We start from the raw sequence: 18845 nt of genomic DNA, 5'->3' as shown, positions 1-18845 counted from the left end.
AGGCCGCACGTTACTTGACTGGGCGGGCTTTGGCAAACCTCGCGCGGCGGCGTGTCCACAGCCCGCGTGGGGATAACCCGCATGAGTCGCGCGGGCTTGTTACACTCGATTTCGTCTCCGCCTGCCGACAATTGCTGACATGAAACCCGAGCTGCTGGTCCTCATCGCATTGCGCGGCGACGCGCACCGCGAGATCGCCGCGTCGTTCGACGTGCGCCATGCCCCGACTGCCGAAGAACGCGAACGCGCGATCGCCGAACACGGCGGCACGATACGCGCGGTGCTGACCAACGGCAGCACGGGGCTCACCGGCGCCGAGATCGACCGGCTTCCGCAACTCACGTTCGTCAGCGCGCTCGGCGCGGGCTACGAGCATATCGACGTCGCGCATGCGAAGGCGCGCGGCGTCACGGTCGTGACGGGCGCCGGCACCAACGACGATTGCGTGGCCGACCACGCGTTCGCGCTGCTGCTCGCGGCGGTGCGCAACGTGGTGCCGCTCGATGCGAAAACCCGTGCCGGCGTGTGGCGCGACGGGCTGCCGATGCCGCCGAACGTGTCGGGCAGGAAGCTCGGCATCGTCGGGCTCGGCAAGATCGGCGAGAAGTGCGCGCGTCGCGCAGCCGGCTTCGACATCGAGATCGGTTATCACAACCGGTCGGAGAAGAACGTTCCCTATCGCTATTTCGACCGCGTCGACACGCTCGCGCAGTGGGCCGATTTCCTGATCGTCGCGACGCCGGGCGGCGCGGGCACGCGGCACCTGATCGATCGCACCGTGCTCGATGCGCTCGGGCCGGGCGGTTTTCTCGTCAACGTATCGCGCGGCAGCGTTGTCGATACCGCTGCTTTGGCAGACGCGTTGCGCGAAGGGCGCATCGCGGGCGCGGGGCTCGACGTGTACGAAGGGGAACCGGAACCGCCGCGCGCGCTGACGGATCTCGACAGCGTCGTGCTGACGCCGCACATGGGCGGCTGGTCGCCGGAGGCGCTCGATCGCTCGGTGCAGCAGTTTCTCGACAACGCGAAGCGGCATTTCGCGGGGCAGCCGGTGTTGACGCCGGTGTGATGGCCGCAGGGCGGGCGCGGGTCAGCCAGCCTGTCTGCAGAATTCCCAATAGAAATCCGGCAGGTTCGCCGGCTTGTCGCCATCGAGGTCGATCCAGCCGAACTGGTCGTGCTCGTCGCTCAGGACGATTTCGTGCCGATCGACCCGGCACTCGAAGCACACGATGAGCACGCGCTTGCCCGGCACGACCTCACACGAGCGGCTCGCCACGTAGCGGATCGCCGAGGCGACGATTCCGCATTCCTCCCGCACTTCGCGCGCGACGGTTTCCTCGAGCGATTCGCCGGCTTCGGGCCAGCCGCCCGGCAACTCCCATTCGTCGCGTGGATTGCGCAGGAACAGGACCGAGCGCCCGTCGCGGACGATGGCTTTCGCGCTGAGGGGGATCATGAGGCGGCACCGTTGGCGTTCGACTTTCGCAGCGTAGCGCAGGTGTGCCGTTCCTGCAGCGATCCCCCGCCTGCGCCAACGAGCGCGCAGACGGGGGAGGCGGCGCCGTTGCGCCGGACGCCGGCGTGCGGTTACACGCCTGCCGACGACGACGCCAGCGGCACCGTCACCGACGTCCCGGCCGGATCGAGCGTGAGGCCCGTGCCCGGCGTCGGCCGCAGCGTTGCCTCGTTGTCGCTGGACAGGACGACGAGCCCCAGCCGGTGGCCGGCTTCCAGCTTGTAGTCACGCGGCATGAACGTCAGCTTCAGGTCGTACGGCATCCCGGGCAGCACGGGCTCCGAGCGCCACTCGGACCACCGGTTGCGCGGGTCGGTCCACGCGCGCGTGACGATCGTGGCCGTACCGTCCGGTGCACGATCGACCAGCAGGGCCGTCACGTTGGCCACCGCCGTGAAGGTCAGCCTGACGCGTGCGGTCGCGGCACCGGACAGGCGTGTCGCGGCCGTGAGCGGCGCGGTTTCGAAACGGCTGCGATTCTCGCCGGTCGGTGCGTTCGCCAGCGTGAGCGCAGTGATGCGCGCGTCGTCCGTGAAGCGCGCGAGCGGGCCGCCGGTCGGCAGCCGCAGCAGCGAGCCGGTGCCTGCGCCGTCGCCGCCGGCAAAGTACGTGACCGGCGTGGCGTGGCGTGCGGCCCAGTCCGCTTCCTTCAGCAGCGTGCCGTCCGCCTGCTCGATCACCGCGCGCGGATCGCGTTCGACGCCGTTGTCATAACCGATCAGATAACGCGTAAACCAGCGGTTCACCTCCGCGGTCCATGCATCAGCCATCGCCGGCACGCGGGTCGGGTCGGTGTGCTTCAGGCGGTGCAGCCACAGCTGCGTCGGCACGCCCTGGCGCCGCATCGCGAGATACCACAACGTCGACTGGTCGACGCGCACGTTGTCGTCGGTCAACCCTTGCGCAACGAGCGCCGGCGCGACCGCGAAGCCGGTCGGGATGTCGCGCGCGGCCCAGAACGGCGAATAGTCGCCGGTCTTGCGGTCTTCCTGCTGCAACGCTTCGTCGATCAGGTGCGTGCAACGCTCCGGATGCGCGTTCGTCAGCAGCGCCTTGATGTACACGTCGACGTCTTCGCCCTGATAGCCTTCCGGCGCACGCACGAGCCCGCCCGAGCGGTAGTAGCCGTACATGTTCGTCAACCCGGCGACCGGCACGATCGCATCGAGCCCGCGCGTGCGCAGGCTCGCGACCATCTTCGGCAGCGTGCCGTCGTACGACACGCCGTACATGCCGACGTGGCCCGTCGACCAGTTCGCGACGACCGTCTTGCCGTTCGCGTCCTTCGCGGTCGCGTCGCGGCCGAGCCAGCGGATCACCGATGCCATCGCGACCGATTCGTCGCGCGTGAGGATCGTCGGGCAACCGTCCGAGCCGGCGGTGCCGAGCGAATCCGCGTAGACGATCGTGAAGCCGCGCGGAATGAAGTAACCCTCGATCCACGAGCGCCCGGCGGCGGCGGCCTCCACCTGCTGCAGCATCCGCACCTGCGGCGCGGCGGCCATGATGCGCGCGGACGTCGAGGCGGCCGCGGCCGCCTGCGCATTGGCGGCGGGGTGCGGCGTGCCGTCGAGTTCGACGTCGACGTTGTGGTCGGGGCTGTCGGCGAGGCCTGCGTAGTACGGGCTCGCGAGCACGATGACGGGCGTGCGCGCGCCGTTCGCGGTTTCGGTCGGGCGCACGATGCGCACGTGGATACGGTCGCGCGTGCCGTCGCCGTCGGAATCGACCGACGTGTCGACCCACGCGTTCTCCTCGATCGTGCCGCCCGACAGCGACGGCTGCACCTGGCCGTTCGCGATCACGGGGCGATAGCGGCCGCCGCTGGCCGGATTGGCGTACGGGACGCCGGACGGCGAGATGCGTGATGCGAGCGACTGCTTGTCGGCCGCCGATGCGGCGGCCCCCTCCTGTTGGCCCTGCGCGAGCGCCGAGACGCCCGCCACGCTGCCGCCGTCGTCGCCGCCGCACGCGGCGAGCGTCGTGGCCGCAACGAGCGCGGGAAGCCACGCGCGACGCAATCCGGTTCGATGAATGTCCATTGTCGACCTCTTGTTGTGATTGTCCGGAACCGGCCGGCCCGCGATATGCCCCCCGCGGCCCGGCCGGGTGCTGCATCGGATGAAACGGAACTGCACCTTCGAAAGCGCCGGGCGCGATGCCCGGGTGTCACGGCCGGTGTGGACGCGCGTCACGCGTCGCGCAACCCGGCGGGTGTCGGGGCGACTGCATTGCCCCGACCGGAAAGCGTCAGCACGGCCGCCGGTTCATGACGCGCGGTCGGCACGGGGCCGGTGGCGCGAAGTGAATGGAGGAGTGCGAATCAAATGCGGGCATGCCCGATCTTCCTTCAGGTTTCGGATGAAACGGAACGGCACGATGCGATGAGGCGGGGATGGTGCGAACGGCGGTGCTGCAACGGCAGGAAAGCGCGACGCGAGTCGGCGAGGCGAGCCGGATTGCTTTCCGGAAGCTTACGCAAACTTATCTCAGTGAAATCCTGGTGTCAAACTTTTTTAGTTTCAGTCAAACAAAGTATTGGCACGTGCTTCGCGATCGATGTGCGATCGGTCTAAATTTCCGCGAAATTTGTCCGTAAACGGTAAAAAACGGATTGAAAGGAGAGAGAGGGCATGACGATTTCAGTCACGGCAGCGAGCGGCCTTACGCTCGCGCAGATGGTGCAGGAAGCCGCGCTCGACGGGCGTCGACAGGCGGACACGGCGGCCGGGAAACCGCAGGACGCGCCGCTCGAGATCCGGGCGCTGGACCCGGAAGCGATGCAGGCGGCGCGCACGAAGCAGTTGACGATCCTGGGCGACTTGTCGACGAAGCTGCGCGACGTCACCAGCGAGCTCGCGACGAGCCTGCAGGAGATCATCGCGAAGCGCCCGGACCTGGCCGACGCGAAGTTCGACTTCATGACCGACAACGGCCGGATCAAGGTCGTGTCGAAGACGATGACGGAGAGCGATCGCGCGTGGGTGGAGTCGACGCTGAACGCGAACGCGGGCCTCGTGCTCGCGACGCGCGAGTTTCACCAGCAGGCCGTCGACTTCGCCGAGCAGGGCGCCGCCGCGGTGGGCGACACGTTCTCCGACGACGATCGCAAGGTGGCCAGCCAGCGCGCCGACGCGGACTTCCTCTTCATGAAGGAGATGAATGCGTCCGTCGCGCGCAACCGGAAATTCGAGGAGGTCGGCGGGCATTTCACCACGCAGGACGGCACGCGGCTGAACTTCGACGAGTCGGCCGGCAGCGCGCGCGGCACGCTCGCGCTGCTGGATACCGATCGTCAGTTGTCGTCGGGCGCGGCGATCTTCGTCAGCGACGAGTCGGGGCAGAAGACGTACGGCAGGCGTGCGGGCCTGATCGACGTCGGCTTCGGGAACGCGTTCGAGGACATCCTGAACGGCACCCACAGCGTCGGTTTTCACGAGACGGCATGACGGCGCACCACGCCGCGCCGAAGCGCCGCGCGCCTATTCGTCGCGCAGTGCTTCGGCCGGCCGTACCCGCGCGGCGCGCCAGCTCGGGTAGAGCGTCGCGACGCACGACATCAGGAACGCGGCCGCGGCGATCTCGATCACGTCGATCGCCGCGAGCTTCGACGGCAGCGAACTGAGGAAATACACGGACGGCGTCAGGAAGTGGATGCCGAGCAACTGCTCGACCGCCGGCAGCACCCACGGGATGCTCACCGCGATCCCGCAGCCGAGCGCGACGCCCGCCAGCGTGCCGGTGAGGCCGATCGTCATCCCCTGGATCGCGAAGATCTTCATGATCGACCCCGGCGGCGCGCCGAGCGTGCGCAGGATCGCGATGTCGCCCTGCTTCTGCGTGACGGTCATCACGAGCGACGACACGAGGTTGAACGCGGCGACCGCGACGATCAGCATCAGGATCAGCGACAGCATGCGCTTTTGCAGCCGCTCGGCCTCGAACCACGTGCGGTTCTGCCGCGTCCAGTCGCGGATGTAGAGATCGCCCGACAGCGAGCGCGACAGTTCCAGCGCGACGTCGGGCGCGCGCTGCAGGTCGTCGAGGCGCAGCCGGATGCCGGTCGGCGCGCGCACGTTGAACAGCGTCTGCGCGTCGCGGATATGGATGTATGCGAGCGCGCTGTCGTACTGGTAGTGGCCCGACTCGAACGTGCCGACCACGTTGAACTGCCGGAACTGCGGCAGCGCGCCGCCGATGCGCGCGGTGTTGCCGGGCGCGAAGAACGTGATCCGGTCGCCGATCTTCACGTGCAGCGCGTCGGCCAGCGCCGAGCCGAGCACGATGCCCATCCCGCCCGGCACGAGCGCGTCGAGCCGCCCCGTCTTCGGCTTGCGCGCGATCTCGGACACGCGCGGCTCGAGCACGGGGTCGATGCCGCGCAGCGCGACGCCCGTCACGCTGCCCGCGTTCGTCAGCAGCGCCTGCGCGTCCACGTAGGGCGCGACGGCGCGCACCGCCGGATTCCGCAGCGATTCGTGCGCGGTGAGCCGCCAGTCGGGCATCGCGCCGGTGGGCGAGAAGATTTCCACGTGCGCGAGCACCGACAGCATCCGGTCGCGCACTTCGGTCCGGAAACCGTTCATCACCGACAGCACGACGATCAGTGCCGCGACGCCGAGCGCGATGCCGGCCATCGCCGCGCCGGCAATGAACGACACGAAGCCGTCGCCGGCCGAGCGCCGGCCGCCGCGCGCGTAGCGCAGCCCGATCTGCCATTCGAACGGGAGTTTCAAGCGGATTCCTTTCATTTCGATTCGATTCGTGCCGAGCCGCGCATTCTAGCGAACGCGGCGCGGGTGCGCGCAGCGGTTGGGGCGGCGAGCCGAAATCCCGCCCGACCGGACGGTCGACGGCCGGCGTTGCGCGCCGGCACACCGATATTTCCATCGTTTCGGGTCTGATCGATAATGGCGGCCAGCATCCGGTCGAACACAACATTCCAAGCATTCCGGCGCAACCAGGGCCGCGCCGTCACAGACCAATAAATCTCGGGGAACGCCGCCGAAGCCGGCCGCACGTCCTTGAACAAGGAAATAACAACATGGATTTGCTGCGCTTCCTGCTGCTCCTGCCGATTCGCGTGGCGGGCTTCGTCTGGTGGCTGCTCGGCTGCGCGCTGCGGCCGCTGGTCGGCGACGTGTCGTGGACGGCGCCCGCGTGGATGGGCATCACCGCCGCGGCCGTGCGCCGCCGCCCGTGGCACGCCGGCGGCATCGTGCTGCTCGCGGCCGCGCTCGGCTACGGCGGTTACTGGTTCAAGCATCGGCCGAAGCCGCCGGAGCCCGAGACCGTCACGTTCACCGTGAAGGCGCCGCCGATCACCACCTATGAGGTGGACGACAGCGACAAGCCGAAGATCACCGTGCATCCGCTCGACGTCGTGTTCTCGCAATCGGCCGCGCCGATCGAGCAGGTCGGCAAGCCGGCCGGAGAGGGCATCGAGATGACGCCCGCGCTCAAGGGCGCGTGGGCGTGGGTCGACGACAAGACGCTGCGCTTCACGCCGGCGGCCGACTGGCCGGTCGGCGCGCACGTCGAGGTGCGTTTCGCGGTGCACCGGGTGTTCGCGCCGCAGGTGACGATGCACGACGACCGCTTCGCGTTCGATGTGCCCGCGTTTGCCGCCACGTTCGGCAACAACGAGTTCTACCAGAATCCCGACAATCCGGCGGAGAAACAGGCGCTGCTGCAGCTGCGCTTCAACTATCCGGTCGATCCGGCCGAATTCGAGAAGCGCATCGGCCTCGTGCTGGTCGGCCGCGACGGCAAGAATGCGACGCCGCTGCGCTACACGGTCAACTACGACAAGATGAAGACGAGCGCGTGGGTGTATTCGCAGCCGCTCGAGATTCCGCGCGATCCGCTGGTCGCACGGCTCGACGTCGACAAGGGCGTGAAGAGCGCGCGCGGCGGCAACGGCACGCCCGACGTGCTGCACGCATCGGTCGACGTGCCGGGGCTCTACAGCCTGTCGATCGACAACATCGCGCCGACGCTCGTCGACAACGAGCGCTACGAGCCCGAGCAGGTGCTCGTCGCGGAAGCGTCCGACGGCGTGCGCAGCGCCGATCTCGTGGCGCGCGCGAAGGCGTGGGTGCTGCCGAAGCGCAAGCCGGGCGTCGACCAGGCGGACGACGATCCGCCGTACGAATGGAACGTGGCCGACGTCAGCGATGCGGTGCTGAAGCAGTCGAAGCCGCTGCCGCTCGAGGCGGTACCCACCGAGAACGATTTCGCGACGCTGCAGAGCTTCAAGTACCACGCGACGCCGGGCGAGCGCGTCGTCGTGCGGTTCGAGGGCGACCTGAAGTCGGCCGGCGGCTACCTGCTCGGCAAGCCCGTGACGACCGCGTTCACGGTGCCGGACTATCCGAAGCTGCTGCGCTTCATGGCCGACGGTTCGCTGCTGTCGATGAGCGGCAGCAAGCGGTTGTCGGTCGTGTCGCGCAACCTGCCGGGGATGAAGGTCGAGATCGGCCGCGTGCTGCCCGACCAGCTCCAGCATCTCGTGAGCTTCAACAACGGCACGTACGCGCGGCCCGAGCTGTCGTATTCGTTCAGCGAGGATCACATCGTCGAGCGCTTCGTGCAGACGCGCGCATTCCCGGCCGGTGAACCCGGCAAGGCGCATTACGAAGGCATCGATCTCGGCCAGTACCTGAAGGGCGGCAAGCGCGGCGTGTTCCTGCTGCACCTGACGAAGTACGATCCGGCCGCCGAGAAGAAAAAGGCCGACGACGCGAAGGACGGCGATGCATCGTCCGGCGACGGCAGCCAGGATCAGTCCGACAACGCCGACTCGGGCGACAGCAGCGGAAACGACAACGACAGCGACAGCGCGCTCGGCGATACGCGCCTGATCGTCGTGACCGATCTCGGGATGCTGGTCAAGAAGGCGCTCGACGGCAGCCAGGACGTGTTCGTCCAGTCGATCCGCAATGGCCGTCCGGTTGCGGGCGCAACGGTATCGGTGCTCGCGGTGAACGGCCAGGCGCTGTTCACGCAGACGACGGGCGCCGACGGCATCGTGCATTTCCCGGCGTTCAAGGGGCTCGACCGCGAGAAGCGGCCGCAGCTGTACGTCGTGAAGAAGGACACCGACCTGTCGTTCCTGCCGGTGGCCGGCCGCGATCGCCAGCTCGACTTCTCGCGTTTCGACGTCGACGGCGAGCGCAATGCGACGGGCCAGGGGCAACTGTCCGCGTACCTGTTCTCGGATCGCGGCCTGTACCGGCCCGGCGATCCGTTCCACGTCGGCCTGATCGTGCGTGCCGCGAGCTGGGCGCGCAGCCCGGCCGGCGTGCCGCTGCAGGCGGAGATCGTCGACCCGCGCGGGATCACGGTCGAGCGCAAGCCGGTGACGGTCGATGCGACGGGCTTCACCGAGCTCGGCTATACGACGGCCGAAACGGCGCCGACCGGCACGTGGACGGTCAACCTGTACATCGTCAAGGACGGCCAGCCCGGCGCGGAGCCGATCGGCAGCACGACGGTGCAGGTGAAGGAGTTCCTGCCGGACCGCATGAAGGTCGACGCGAAGCTGTCGCAGCAGGTCGTCGAAGGATGGGTGAAGCCGAAGGGGCTGAAGGGTGTCGTCGACGCGCAGAACCTGTTCGGCACGCCGGCGGAGAAGCGTCGCGTCGCGGCGACGCTGACGCTGCGCCCGGTGTGGCCGTCGTTCCGCAGCTGGCAGGGTTATCACTTCTTCGACGCGCGCCGCGCGAAGGAGGGCTACACGACGACGCTGCAGGACGGCACGACCGACGAGCACGGCCATGCCGAATTCGACCTCGATCTCGACAAGTACGCGGACTCGACCTACCAGCTCTACTTCCAGGCGAAGGCCTATGAAGCGGAAGGGGGGCGCAACGTCGCCGCGAACGCGCAGACGCTCGTGTCGAACAACGACTGGCTCGTCGGCTACAAGTCCGTCGACGATCTCGGCTACGTGAAGCGCGGCAGCCCGCGCACGGTGCGGCTCGTCGCGATCGATCCGAACGCGAAGGCGATCGACGTGAAGGGCCTGCGCGCGCAGTTGGTCGAGGAGCGCTACGTGTCGGTGCTGACCAAGCAGGATTCCGGCGCATACAAATACGATTCGCGGCTGAAGGAGGTGCCCGTCGACGAGAAGCCGCTGACGATTCCGGCGGCCGGGCTCGACTTCACGCTGCGCACCGACAAGCCGGGCAGCTATGCGCTCGTGATCCGCGACGCGGACGGCGCCGCGGTGAACCGGATCGAGTATTCGGTCACGGGCGACGCGAACGTCACGCGTTCGCTCGACCGCAACGCGGAGCTGCAGGTGAGCCTCGCGAAGCACGACTACAAGCCGGGCGAGCAGGTCGAGATCGCGATCCGCGCGCCTTACGCGGGCAGCGGCCTGATCACGATCGAGCGCGACAAGGTGTATGCGCACGCATGGTTCCATGCGGACACGACGAGCTCGATCCAGCACATCACGGTGCCGGCCGGTTTCGAGGGCAACGGTTACATCAACGTGCAGTACATCCGCGATCCGTCGTCCGATGAAATCTTCATGAGCCCGCTGAGCTACGGCGTCGTGCCGTTCTCGGTGAACCTCGATGCGCGCCGCAACGCGCTGTCGGTCGACGCGCCGGCGCTCGTGAAACCCGGCGACACGGTGAATTTCACCGTGCATTCGGCGAAGCCCGCGAAGGTCGTCGTGTTCGCCGTCGACGAGGGCATCCTGCAGGTCGCGCGCTACAAGCTCGGCGATCCGCTGAAGTTCTTCTTCCGCAAGCGGATGCTCGAAGTCGGCACGTCGCAGATCCTCGACCTGATCCTGCCGGACTTCGAGAAGCTGATGGCGATGGCCGCGCCGGGCGGCGACGCCGACGATGCGATCGGCCGTCAGTTGAACCCGTTCAAGCGCAAGCGCGACAAGCCGGTCGTCTACTGGTCGGGGATCGTCGACGTGAACGGCGACACGCGCCTGAGCTATACCGTGCCCGACTATTTCAACGGCAAGCTGCGCGTGATGGCCGTGTCGGTGTCGCCGGACCTGGTCGGCACGTTCGAGGGCGCGACGACGGTGCGCGGCGACTTCGTGCTGTCGCCGAACGTGCCGACGACGCTCGCGCCGGGTGACGAGGCCGACGTCAGCGTCGGTGTCTCGAACAACCTGACGGGCGCCGGCAACCAGCCGGTGCCGGTCGCGGTCACGCTGAAGACGGGGCCGCAGTTGCAGGTGATCGGGCCGGCCACGCAGAACGTCGCGCTCGCGCCGCAGCACGAGGGCGTCGCGATGTTCCGCGTGAAGGCGACCGATACGCTCGGCTCGGGCGCGCTGTCGTTCGGTGCGCGCTACGGCGCGAAGGGCGCGCAGCAGCGCGTCGACGTGTCGGTGCGGCCGGCCGCCGCGTTCCGCACGCAGCTCGACATCGCGCGGCTCGACCCGGGCAAGAAGGCGAGTGTGCCGAACCTGCGGTCGATGTACGACGCGTATGCATCGCGCGACGCGAGCATCTCGACCGCGCCGCTCGTGCTGTCCGAAGGGGTGGCGTCGTATCTCGTCAACTTCGAGCACTACTGCAGCGAGCAGATGGTGAGCGCGGCCGTGCCGCGCGTGTTCGCGGCGAAGTGGCTGTCGGTGCGCGCGCTGACGAGCGCGATGCATGCGACCGACGCCGGCGCCGACACGACGAACGCGGCGGCGATCGCGCAGTTCCTCGGCGTGCTGCGCGGCCGGCAGAACGCGCAGGGCGGGTTCGGCCTGTGGAGCGCGACGCCCGACGCCGATCCGTTCGTGTCCGCGTACGCGATGCACGTGCTGCTCGACGCGCGCGAGCGCGGCATCGCCGTGCCGAAGGACATGCTCGACGCGGGCAACCAGTATCTGCAGAAGCTCGCGGCGAACGATTCGCTCGGCTCGCTCGACCTGCTGCGCCAGCGCGCTTATGCGGTGTACTTGCTGACGCGCCAGGGCAACGTGACGACCAACAGCCTCGCGGCCGTGCAGAAGCGGCTGCAGGACGCGTATCCGAACGACTGGAAGAACGACCTCGCGGCCGCATGGCTTGCCGCGTCGTACCAGCTGCTGAAGCAGGACAAGGAGGCCGCGGCGCTGATCGCGGGCCCGCAGGCGCTGCTCGAGCGCAAGCGCGCGTCCGACGGCGGTTACGCGACCGGCTACTACCTCGATCCGCTGACGCGCGACGCGAGCGTGCTGTACCTGATCGCGAAGCACTTCCCGGAGCGCGTGCGCAAGCTGTCGCCGCGGGCGATGGACAACCTCGCCGCGCCGCTCGTCGACAACCGCTACAACACGCTGTCGTCGGCGATGACGATCCTCGCGCTCGATGCGTATGCGGCGTCGAGCGCGGGCCAGCTCGACCAGCTCGCGATCGACGAGGTGCGCGCGGGCGCCGCGCCGAAGGACGTGTCGTCGATCCAGGCGAACCTCGTGCGCTCGGGCACGTGGGCGGCCGGTGCGTCGCGCGTCGACTTCGTGAACGGCAGCACGCTGCCCGCGTGGTGGATCGCGAGCCAGTCGGGCTACGACCGCGGCACGTCGACGAAGGCGATCAGGAATGGCCTGGAGATCGTGCGCGACTACACCGACACGGACGGCAAGCCGCTCGGGAAAATCACGCTCGGCCAGGAGATCGACGTGCACCTGAAGATCCGCGCGACGGGCCCGGCGAACGTCGGCAACATCGCGATCGTCGACCTGCTGCCCGGCGGCTTCGATCCGGTGATCGCGCCGCCGCCCGTCGCCGACACGCAGGACGGCGACAGCGACGGCGGAGCGTCGGCGCCGGTGGCCGATGCGCCGTGGCGTTCGCCGATCGGCGTCAAGGGCTCCACGTGGCAGCCGCAGTTCGCGGACGTGCGCGAGGACCGCGTGGTGATCTACGGCACCGCGACGACGGACGTGCGCGAGTTCGTCTACCGGATCAAGGCGAGCAACGCGGGCCGCTTCGTCGCGCCGCCGGCTTACGGCGAGTCGATGTACGACCGCCGCGTGCAGGCACAGGCACCCGGCGGCACGGCGCTGACCGTGGAGCGCGTGCGATGACGAGGCGGCTGCAACGGCCGTGCCGGGTGCGCGGAGCGCCCGCGCGTGGCTGACGCCCCGGTGCTGCGGCGCGCGCTGCGCGGCGCCGGCCGCTGGCTGCATCGCTGGCAGAACTGGATCGCCGGCGCGCTGCTCGTATTTGGTGCGCTGGCCGCGTGCCGGCTGTGGCCGCATCCGCCGCTGCGCGACTGGAAGCCGTCGTCGGTCGCGGTGGTCGACGCACAGGGCCGCTTGTTGCGGCTCACGCTGGCGAAGGACGACCGCTACCGCCTGTGGGTGCCGCTCGACCGGATGTCGCCGCAGCTCGTCGAGGCCGTGATGCTGCACGAGGACCGCTGGTTCCGCTGGCATCCCGGCTTCAACCCGTACGGCCTCGCGCGCGGTGCGTGGATCACGTATGTGCGCGGCGGCAATCCGCAGGGCGGCTCGACGCTGACGATGCAGCTCGCGCGCTCGCTGTGGCGGCTGAACACGCGCACGCCGGCAGGCAAGCTCGAGCAGGTTGCGCGCGCGGTGCAGCTCGAACTCTTCTATTCGAAACGGCAGATCCTCGAAGCCTATCTGAACGATGCGCCTTACGGCCGCAACGTCGAAGGCGCGGGCACCGCGAGCGTCGTGTATTTCGACCGGATGCCCGATGCGCTGACGCTGCCCGAGGCGCTCGCGCTCGCGGTGATTCCGCAGGACCCGGCGCGGCGCGTGCGCGGCGGGCAGGACGAGATCAACCGTGCGCTGGCCGCGTCGCGCAACCGGCTGTATGCGCGCTGGCTGACGAAGCATCCGGGCGATGCGTCGCTCAAGCCGCTGTTCGCGTTGCCGCTGGCGATGCGGCCCTTGTCGGCCCTGCCTTTCGATGCGCCGCACGCGGTCGACCAGGCGCTCGCCGCACGCAGCGCGTGGCGCACGGCCTCGGGCGGTGCGCCGGACGGCAGCGACGGCGGTGCGCGGCTCGTGACGACGCTCGATCTCGACCTGCAGCGCACGCTCGAACGGCAGATCGCGCGTTATGTCGCGCGCAACGACACGCGCGGCGTGCGCAATGCGGCGGCCATCCTCGTCGATACGCGCGACATGGGCGTGAAGGCGCTGGTCGGTTCCGCGAACTTCTTCGACCGCACGATCGACGGGCAGGTGAACGGCACGCTCGCGCGGCGCTCGCCGGGCTCGACGCTCAAGCCGTTCATCTATGCGCTCGGTTTCGACCAGGGCGTGCTGCATCCGCAAACGGTGCTGCGCGACGTGCCGACCGCGTTCGGCCCGTATGCGCCGGAGAATTTCGACGGGCATTTTCTCGGGCCGATCACCGCGACCGACGCGCTGAACCGCAGCCGCAACGTGCCGGCCGTGTGGGTCGCGTCGCAGCTCAAGTCGCCCGACCTGTACCGGTTCCTGCAGGAAGCCGGCGTGCGCCGGCTCGCGAGCGCGCAGCACTACGGGCTCGCGCTCGTGCTCGGCGGCGGCGAAGTGACGATGCAGGATCTCGCGGGCCTCTACGCGATGCTCGCGAATCGCGGCGAATTCCGGCCGCTGCGGCTGCGCGCGGACGAACCGGCGCTGCCCGGCCGGCGTTTGTTGAGCGCGGAGGCGAGCTACATGACGATGGACATGCTGCGCCAGCATCTGCGCCCCGACGAAACGAGCGGCGCGCAGCCGTCGAGCGTGCCCGTCTACTGGAAGACCGGCACGTCGTGGTCGTTCCGCGATGCGTGGACGGCCGGCGTGTTCGGCCCGTACGTGCTGGTCGTGTGGGTCGGCAATTTCGACAACTCGACCAATACGGCGTTCGTCGGCGTCGACGCGGCCGCACCGCTGTTCTTCCAGGTCGTCGACGCATTGAATGCCGAGCGCACGCTCGTCGAGCCGCCGCGCGCGGTGCCGCCGCGCCTGAAGCGCGTGCGGATCTGCCTCGCGAGCGGCGACCTGCCGAACGAGTGGTGCCCGCAGCAGGGCTGGACGTGGTTCATTCCGGGCACGTCGCCGATCCGCGTGAGCACCGTGCACCGGCCGGTCGTGATCGACGACGCGACGGGGAAGGCCGCGTGCCCGCCTTACGACGGCAAGCGCACGCATACGGAGATCTTCGAGTTCTGGCCGTCGGATCTGCAGCAGGTGTTCGTGCAGGCCGGCATTGCGCGCCGGCGGCCGCCGCAGAACGCGGCGTGCCGCGACGCGGGGCAGGTCGACGGCGATCCGCCGCGCATCACGTCGCCGCTGCGCGGCAGTACGTATGCGATGCGCGTGAAGAGCACGGAGGAGACGCGCATCGCGTTCAACGCGACGGCCGATGCGAGCGCGCATGCGCTGTACTGGTTCGTCAACGACGCGTTCGTCGGGCGCAGCGTGCCGGGCGATGCGCTGTTCTGGCAGCCGCGGACGGCCGGCAGCTATACGGTGCGCGTGGTCGACGATCACGGCCGCGGCGATCAGCGGCCGCTGGCGGTGGGGCTCGAACAGTAATGGACGACGGCCTGCCGGTGCAGGCCGGACTCAGACGCTGTAGCCGATCCGCAGCACCCCCCATTGCCGTCCGCCGACGACGATGGGAGCGGAAACGTCCTTCATCAACGCGAAGTTGCCGTTGCCCATGTCGCGCCGATAGGTCTGCAGCAGGAACGGCTTGGTATGCGACACGGAGGTGCGCGCCGTGCGGTCCGTGTAGATCCGGCGATTCCGGCAGTTCGCGGCGTTCCACGCGGCGTCCGCGCGCTGGGGCAGCGAGAATTTCCGGTTGTGGGTCGGCAGGTAGCACTGCCGGTCGAAGCTCGCGCAATAGACGATGCGTGCGTCGATCCCGAGCACCGGCTCCTGGATGGCCGGCAGCACGCGGTCGGTGAAGTCGGTGAAGCGCGTCATGAACTGCTGCGGATCGGTGCCGGGAATCGGCACGTAGTGCGCGTCGAAGAGCGCGTCGAGTGCGATCTCGCCGCGCCCGACCGCTTCCTCGAAGAGCTTGCTGATCGCGGCGGCCGTGTGCCGCGCGGTGTCGATCAGGCGCGTGTCGGGCGATTCGATGCCGGTCGCGGCCGTGAGTTCGATGAGCGTCTCGGAGACGGAGAGCAGGTTGCCGAGCCGGTCCTTGGCCTGCGAGAAGTTGTCGCTCGAATCCTCGACGCCGGATGCCATCTCGCCGACCTGTTCGTCGAGCCGGTGGCATTGCGTCTCGATTTCGTCCGTCAGCGACGCGATCTGCTCGGCCTCGCCGGCGAGCTCGGTGATCGCGTGCCCGGTCGCGTGCACGACCTCGCCGATCGTACGCGTGCCCTCGCGCACGCGATGCGCGCGGGCGGCGTTGTCGGTGCCTTCCGCGATCAGGTGTTCGGTCTGCTCGGCGAGGCGCGCGAGGGTCGTCTCGATCTGGGCCGTCGCCTGTCCGGTCTTCGCGGACAGGTTCTTGACCTCGGCCGCGACGACGGCGAAGCTGCGGCCCGAATCGCCGGCGCGTGCGGCCTCGATCGCGGCGTTCAGCGCGAGCAGGTGAGTCTGTCGCGCGATCACGGAGATCTCCTCGGACACGGCCCGTACATGATCGAGCGCGTCGCGCAGCGCACCCATCTGGTTGCCGATCGACGTGACGCCTTCGACGAGGCCGTGGATGTCGGCGAGCGACGCCTCGATCGTCTGTTGCGACTGGCGAACCGCGTCCGACGCATTCGCGCTCACGGCGCGCGCCTGCTGCGCGGCCTCGGCAATCCGGTGGTTGCCGCGCAACGTGACGGCGGCCGATTCGCGCAGCGTGTGGCAGACCTCCGCCTGTCGGGCGACGCGGGCCGCGACTTCCTCGACGTGACCCGACACGTCGCAGATCTCGATGCCGAGCTTGCCGGCCTGCTCGGCGATGTCGCCGACGAGCGCGCGCGACGAGCGGTGGCCGCGGCCGATTCCGAAGAAGTTCACGTTGCGGGGTCTCCTTGAAGGGACGCGTGCCTGGTCATCGGCGGATGCTGGGCGTGCGTTCCTGTCTTGACGGCAGCGAGGGCACGGACTTGAGGTCGGGTAAACATCGAGACCGGGATCGGGATGGCGGATCGTCCGGCCGGTGCCGCGCGTTGCCCGCCGTTCATGGCTTTTGCTGCTTTTTGCGGCGTTTGCGGCGGCCGTGTTCCGGCACCGGGCCGGACGGGCGCACGCGGGCTGCCCGTCCGGCCGGACGCGTCGCGCCGCGTCAGAACACGTGGTGGATGCCGGCGTTGACGCCGACCGTCGTGCCCGGCAACCCGAACAGCGCGCCGCCCGTGATGCCGAGGCCCGTATTCATCGCGCCGTGGTTGTTGACGACACCGACCTGCGCGTACAGGCCCGTTCGCTTCGACAGGCTGTAGTCGGCGCCGATGGCGGCGAGCAGCGAATGATTGTGCGAATCGTTGCGATCGATCGTGTACCACGCGCCGGTGTTCAGGTCGAGGGCCGGCGTGACGCGATAGTCGAGGCCGGCGCTGTACACGTTGTTGCTGAACGAACCGGCAACCTTGTAGCTCGTGAACGACGCCTTGCCGGTCACGGGCCCGAACGTGTAGGCGGTGCCGATCGTGCGGCCGACGAACGCGACCGTGCTCGATACCGGCGTCGGCGACGTGCCGCCGTTGCCGTCGTAGAGCGCCGCGTTGAGCATGAAGCCGCCATTCGCATACGTGAGGCTGCCGGAATACTGGCGTCCCGCCTGGAAGTCCCCGGCTTTTCCGCCGAAGCCGAACATCGCGCTGCCCGTGAGCCCGGCGATCGTCGGGCTCGTGTACGAAATCGCATTCGGGTTGAAGAGGCCGGTGACGAGCACGTTGTCGACGTACGGGATCAGCGCGGCGCCGAAGTGCGAAACGTTGCGCGGGTCCGATCCGAGCACCGCGAGCACGAACGGCGAGAACTGCAGGCCGATCTTCGTTTCGCCGAACCCGCCGTCGATCCCGACCCACGCCTGGCGGCCGAAGAAGTTGCCGTTCGAATGGCCGAACGCCCCGTCGGTGATGTTGAAGCCGCTCTCGAGCTTGAATTTCGCGTGCAGCCCGCCGCCGAGATCCTCGGTACCCGTCAAGCCGAAGTTGGTCGGCGTCATGCCGGTATCGGTCAGCGCGAACTGGCGGCCCGCATTGCCGCCGGTCGCCGAGTCGAGCGACCGGCTCGTGTAAAGCAACGCGGCGTCGAGGTCGCCGTACAGCGTGACGCTGCTCTGCGCGAAAACGCTCGTGCTCGCCGCCGCGCCGAGCAGCGCCGCGCAAATCGTCCGTGTCGTGATCTTCATCGTCTGTCTCCGTTTTGTTGAATGTTGTAATACGTATAGCTAATTAATATTGCGGCGGCGGAATCGACGCGTGCCGCCTGCAGGCCGTGCCGTCGGGGAACGCACGGCGGTGCTTCGCGAGGGCCGGAATGCGACCGCATCCCGGCACCGAGACGAAGCGAAACGCTCCGCCCGGGCGGGCGGTGTTACAGCGAACGGTTCAACTGGTCGAGGATGGCCGGGTTCTCGAGCGTGGACGTGTCCTGCGTGATCGCTTCGCCCTTGGCGAGCGAGCGCAGCAGGCGTCGCATGATCTTGCCCGAGCGCGTCTTCGGCAGGTTGTCGCCGAAGCGGATGTCCTTCGGCTTCGCGATCGGCCCGATCTGCTTGCCGACCCAGTCGCGCAGCGTCTTGGCGAGCGCCGCGGCCTCCTCGCCTTCCGGACGCGCACGCTTGAGCACCACGAACGCGACCACCGCCTCGCCCGTCGTGTCGTCAGGACGGCCGACCACGGCCGCCTCGGCCACCAGCTCGTGCGAGACCAGCGCCGATTCGATCTCCATCGTGCCGAGCCGGTGGCCCGACACGTTCAGCACGTCGTCGATCCGGCCCATGATCGTGAAGTAGCCGGTGTCCTTGTCGCGCACGGTGCCGTCGCCGGCGAGATAGAGCGTGCCGCCGAGTTCCTCGGGGTAATAGCTCTTCTTGAAGCGTTCCGGGTCGCCCCAGATCGTGCGGATCATCGCCGGCCACGGGCGCTTGACGACGAGAATGCCGCCTTGCCCGTTCGGCACGTCCTGGCCGGTTTCGTCGACCACCGCGGCCATGATGCCCGGCAGCGGCAGCGTGCACGAACCGGGCACGGTCGGCGTCGCGCCCGGCAGCGGCGTGATCATGTGGCCGCCCGTCTCGGTCTGCCACCACGTATCGACGATCGGGCAGCGCTCCTGGCCGACGTGCTTGTGATACCACATCCACGCTTCCGGATTGATCGGCTCGCCGACCGTGCCGATGATGCGCAGGCTCGACAGGTCGTAGCTCTTCGGATGCACCTTGTCGTCGGCCTCGGCGGC

11 protein-coding genes are annotated in these 18845 nt (G+C 68.7%); 4 read left to right on the top strand and 7 right to left on the bottom strand.

What is annotated here, in order from left to right:
• The first annotated feature begins 139 nt into the window (after positions 1 to 139).
• Entirely contained in the window at positions 140 to 1069 is a 930-nt protein-coding gene (locus ABIC51_RS36940) for a 2-hydroxyacid dehydrogenase (protein WP_060174271.1), read from the top strand.
• 21 nt (positions 1070 to 1090) lie between these two features.
• On the opposite strand, the gene ABIC51_RS36935 is transcribed toward ABIC51_RS36940, so the two are convergent.
• Both ABIC51_RS36935 and ABIC51_RS36930 read right to left on the bottom strand, forming a co-directional pair.
• The gene (locus ABIC51_RS36935; protein WP_027790642.1) at positions 1091 to 1459 is read right to left on the bottom strand and encodes an NUDIX domain-containing protein; all 369 of its coding nucleotides are present in this window, start codon (positions 1457 to 1459) and stop codon (positions 1091 to 1093) included.
• A 131-nt stretch (positions 1460 to 1590) separates the two neighbouring features.
• Positions 1591 to 3561 carry a Xaa-Pro dipeptidyl-peptidase gene (locus tag ABIC51_RS36930; RefSeq protein WP_060357753.1) on the bottom strand — a complete coding sequence of 657 codons (1971 nt, stop codon included), beginning with the start codon at positions 3559 to 3561 and terminating at the stop codon, positions 1591 to 1593.
• A gap of 591 nt (positions 3562 to 4152) precedes the next feature.
• On the opposite strand from ABIC51_RS36930, the gene ABIC51_RS36925 reads away from it, so the two are divergent.
• Positions 4153 to 4968 (top strand): hypothetical protein, encoded by an 816-nt coding sequence (locus ABIC51_RS36925; RefSeq protein WP_060373067.1) that lies wholly within the window; start codon positions 4153 to 4155, stop codon positions 4966 to 4968.
• A 33-nt stretch (positions 4969 to 5001) separates the two neighbouring features.
• On the opposite strand, the gene ABIC51_RS36920 is transcribed toward ABIC51_RS36925, so the two are convergent.
• Complete coding sequence (locus ABIC51_RS36920; RefSeq protein WP_226129429.1) at positions 5002 to 6255, bottom strand: lipoprotein-releasing ABC transporter permease subunit; 1254 nt, start codon at positions 6253 to 6255, stop codon at positions 5002 to 5004.
• An 11-nt stretch (positions 6256 to 6266) separates the two neighbouring features.
• Positions 6267 to 6551: a hypothetical protein gene (locus ABIC51_RS36915; RefSeq protein ID WP_124536427.1), complete on the bottom strand. Its 285-nt coding sequence runs from the start codon at positions 6549 to 6551 to the stop codon at positions 6267 to 6269.
• Between the two features lie 12 nt (positions 6552 to 6563).
• Between ABIC51_RS36915 and ABIC51_RS36910 the strand changes: the two genes are divergently transcribed.
• On the top strand, positions 6564 to 12560 hold the full coding sequence (locus ABIC51_RS36910) for an MG2 domain-containing protein (protein ID WP_334054455.1): 5997 nt from the start codon (positions 6564 to 6566) through the stop codon (positions 12558 to 12560).
• 45 nt (positions 12561 to 12605) lie between these two features.
• Positions 12606 to 15017 (top strand): penicillin-binding protein 1C, encoded by a 2412-nt coding sequence (gene pbpC, locus ABIC51_RS36905; RefSeq protein WP_175901117.1) that lies wholly within the window; start codon positions 12606 to 12608, stop codon positions 15015 to 15017.
• Between the two features lie 30 nt (positions 15018 to 15047).
• Here pbpC and ABIC51_RS36900 read toward each other — a convergent pair whose 3' ends face one another.
• The 3 genes from ABIC51_RS36900 to ABIC51_RS36890 all read right to left on the bottom strand — a co-directional run.
• Positions 15048 to 16454, bottom strand: a complete 1407-nt coding sequence (locus tag ABIC51_RS36900; RefSeq protein WP_354006960.1) for a methyl-accepting chemotaxis protein — start codon at positions 16452 to 16454, stop codon at positions 15048 to 15050.
• A gap of 268 nt (positions 16455 to 16722) precedes the next feature.
• Positions 16723 to 17793, bottom strand: coding sequence for a porin (locus ABIC51_RS36895; RefSeq protein ID WP_059697108.1), 1071 nt, complete (start codon positions 17791 to 17793; stop codon positions 16723 to 16725).
• A gap of 185 nt (positions 17794 to 17978) precedes the next feature.
• A partial coding sequence (locus tag ABIC51_RS36890) for an AMP-binding enzyme (RefSeq protein WP_354006959.1) occupies positions 17979 to 18845 on the bottom strand: 867 nt, incomplete at its 5' end.

This window comes from Burkholderia sp. 572 (genome assembly GCF_040545135.1).
GTDB classification, from domain to species: domain Bacteria; phylum Pseudomonadota; class Gammaproteobacteria; order Burkholderiales; family Burkholderiaceae; genus Burkholderia; species Burkholderia cepacia.
The sequence above is the reverse complement of the archived record's forward strand: the minus strand, read 5'-3'. Positions and strand labels throughout refer to the sequence as shown.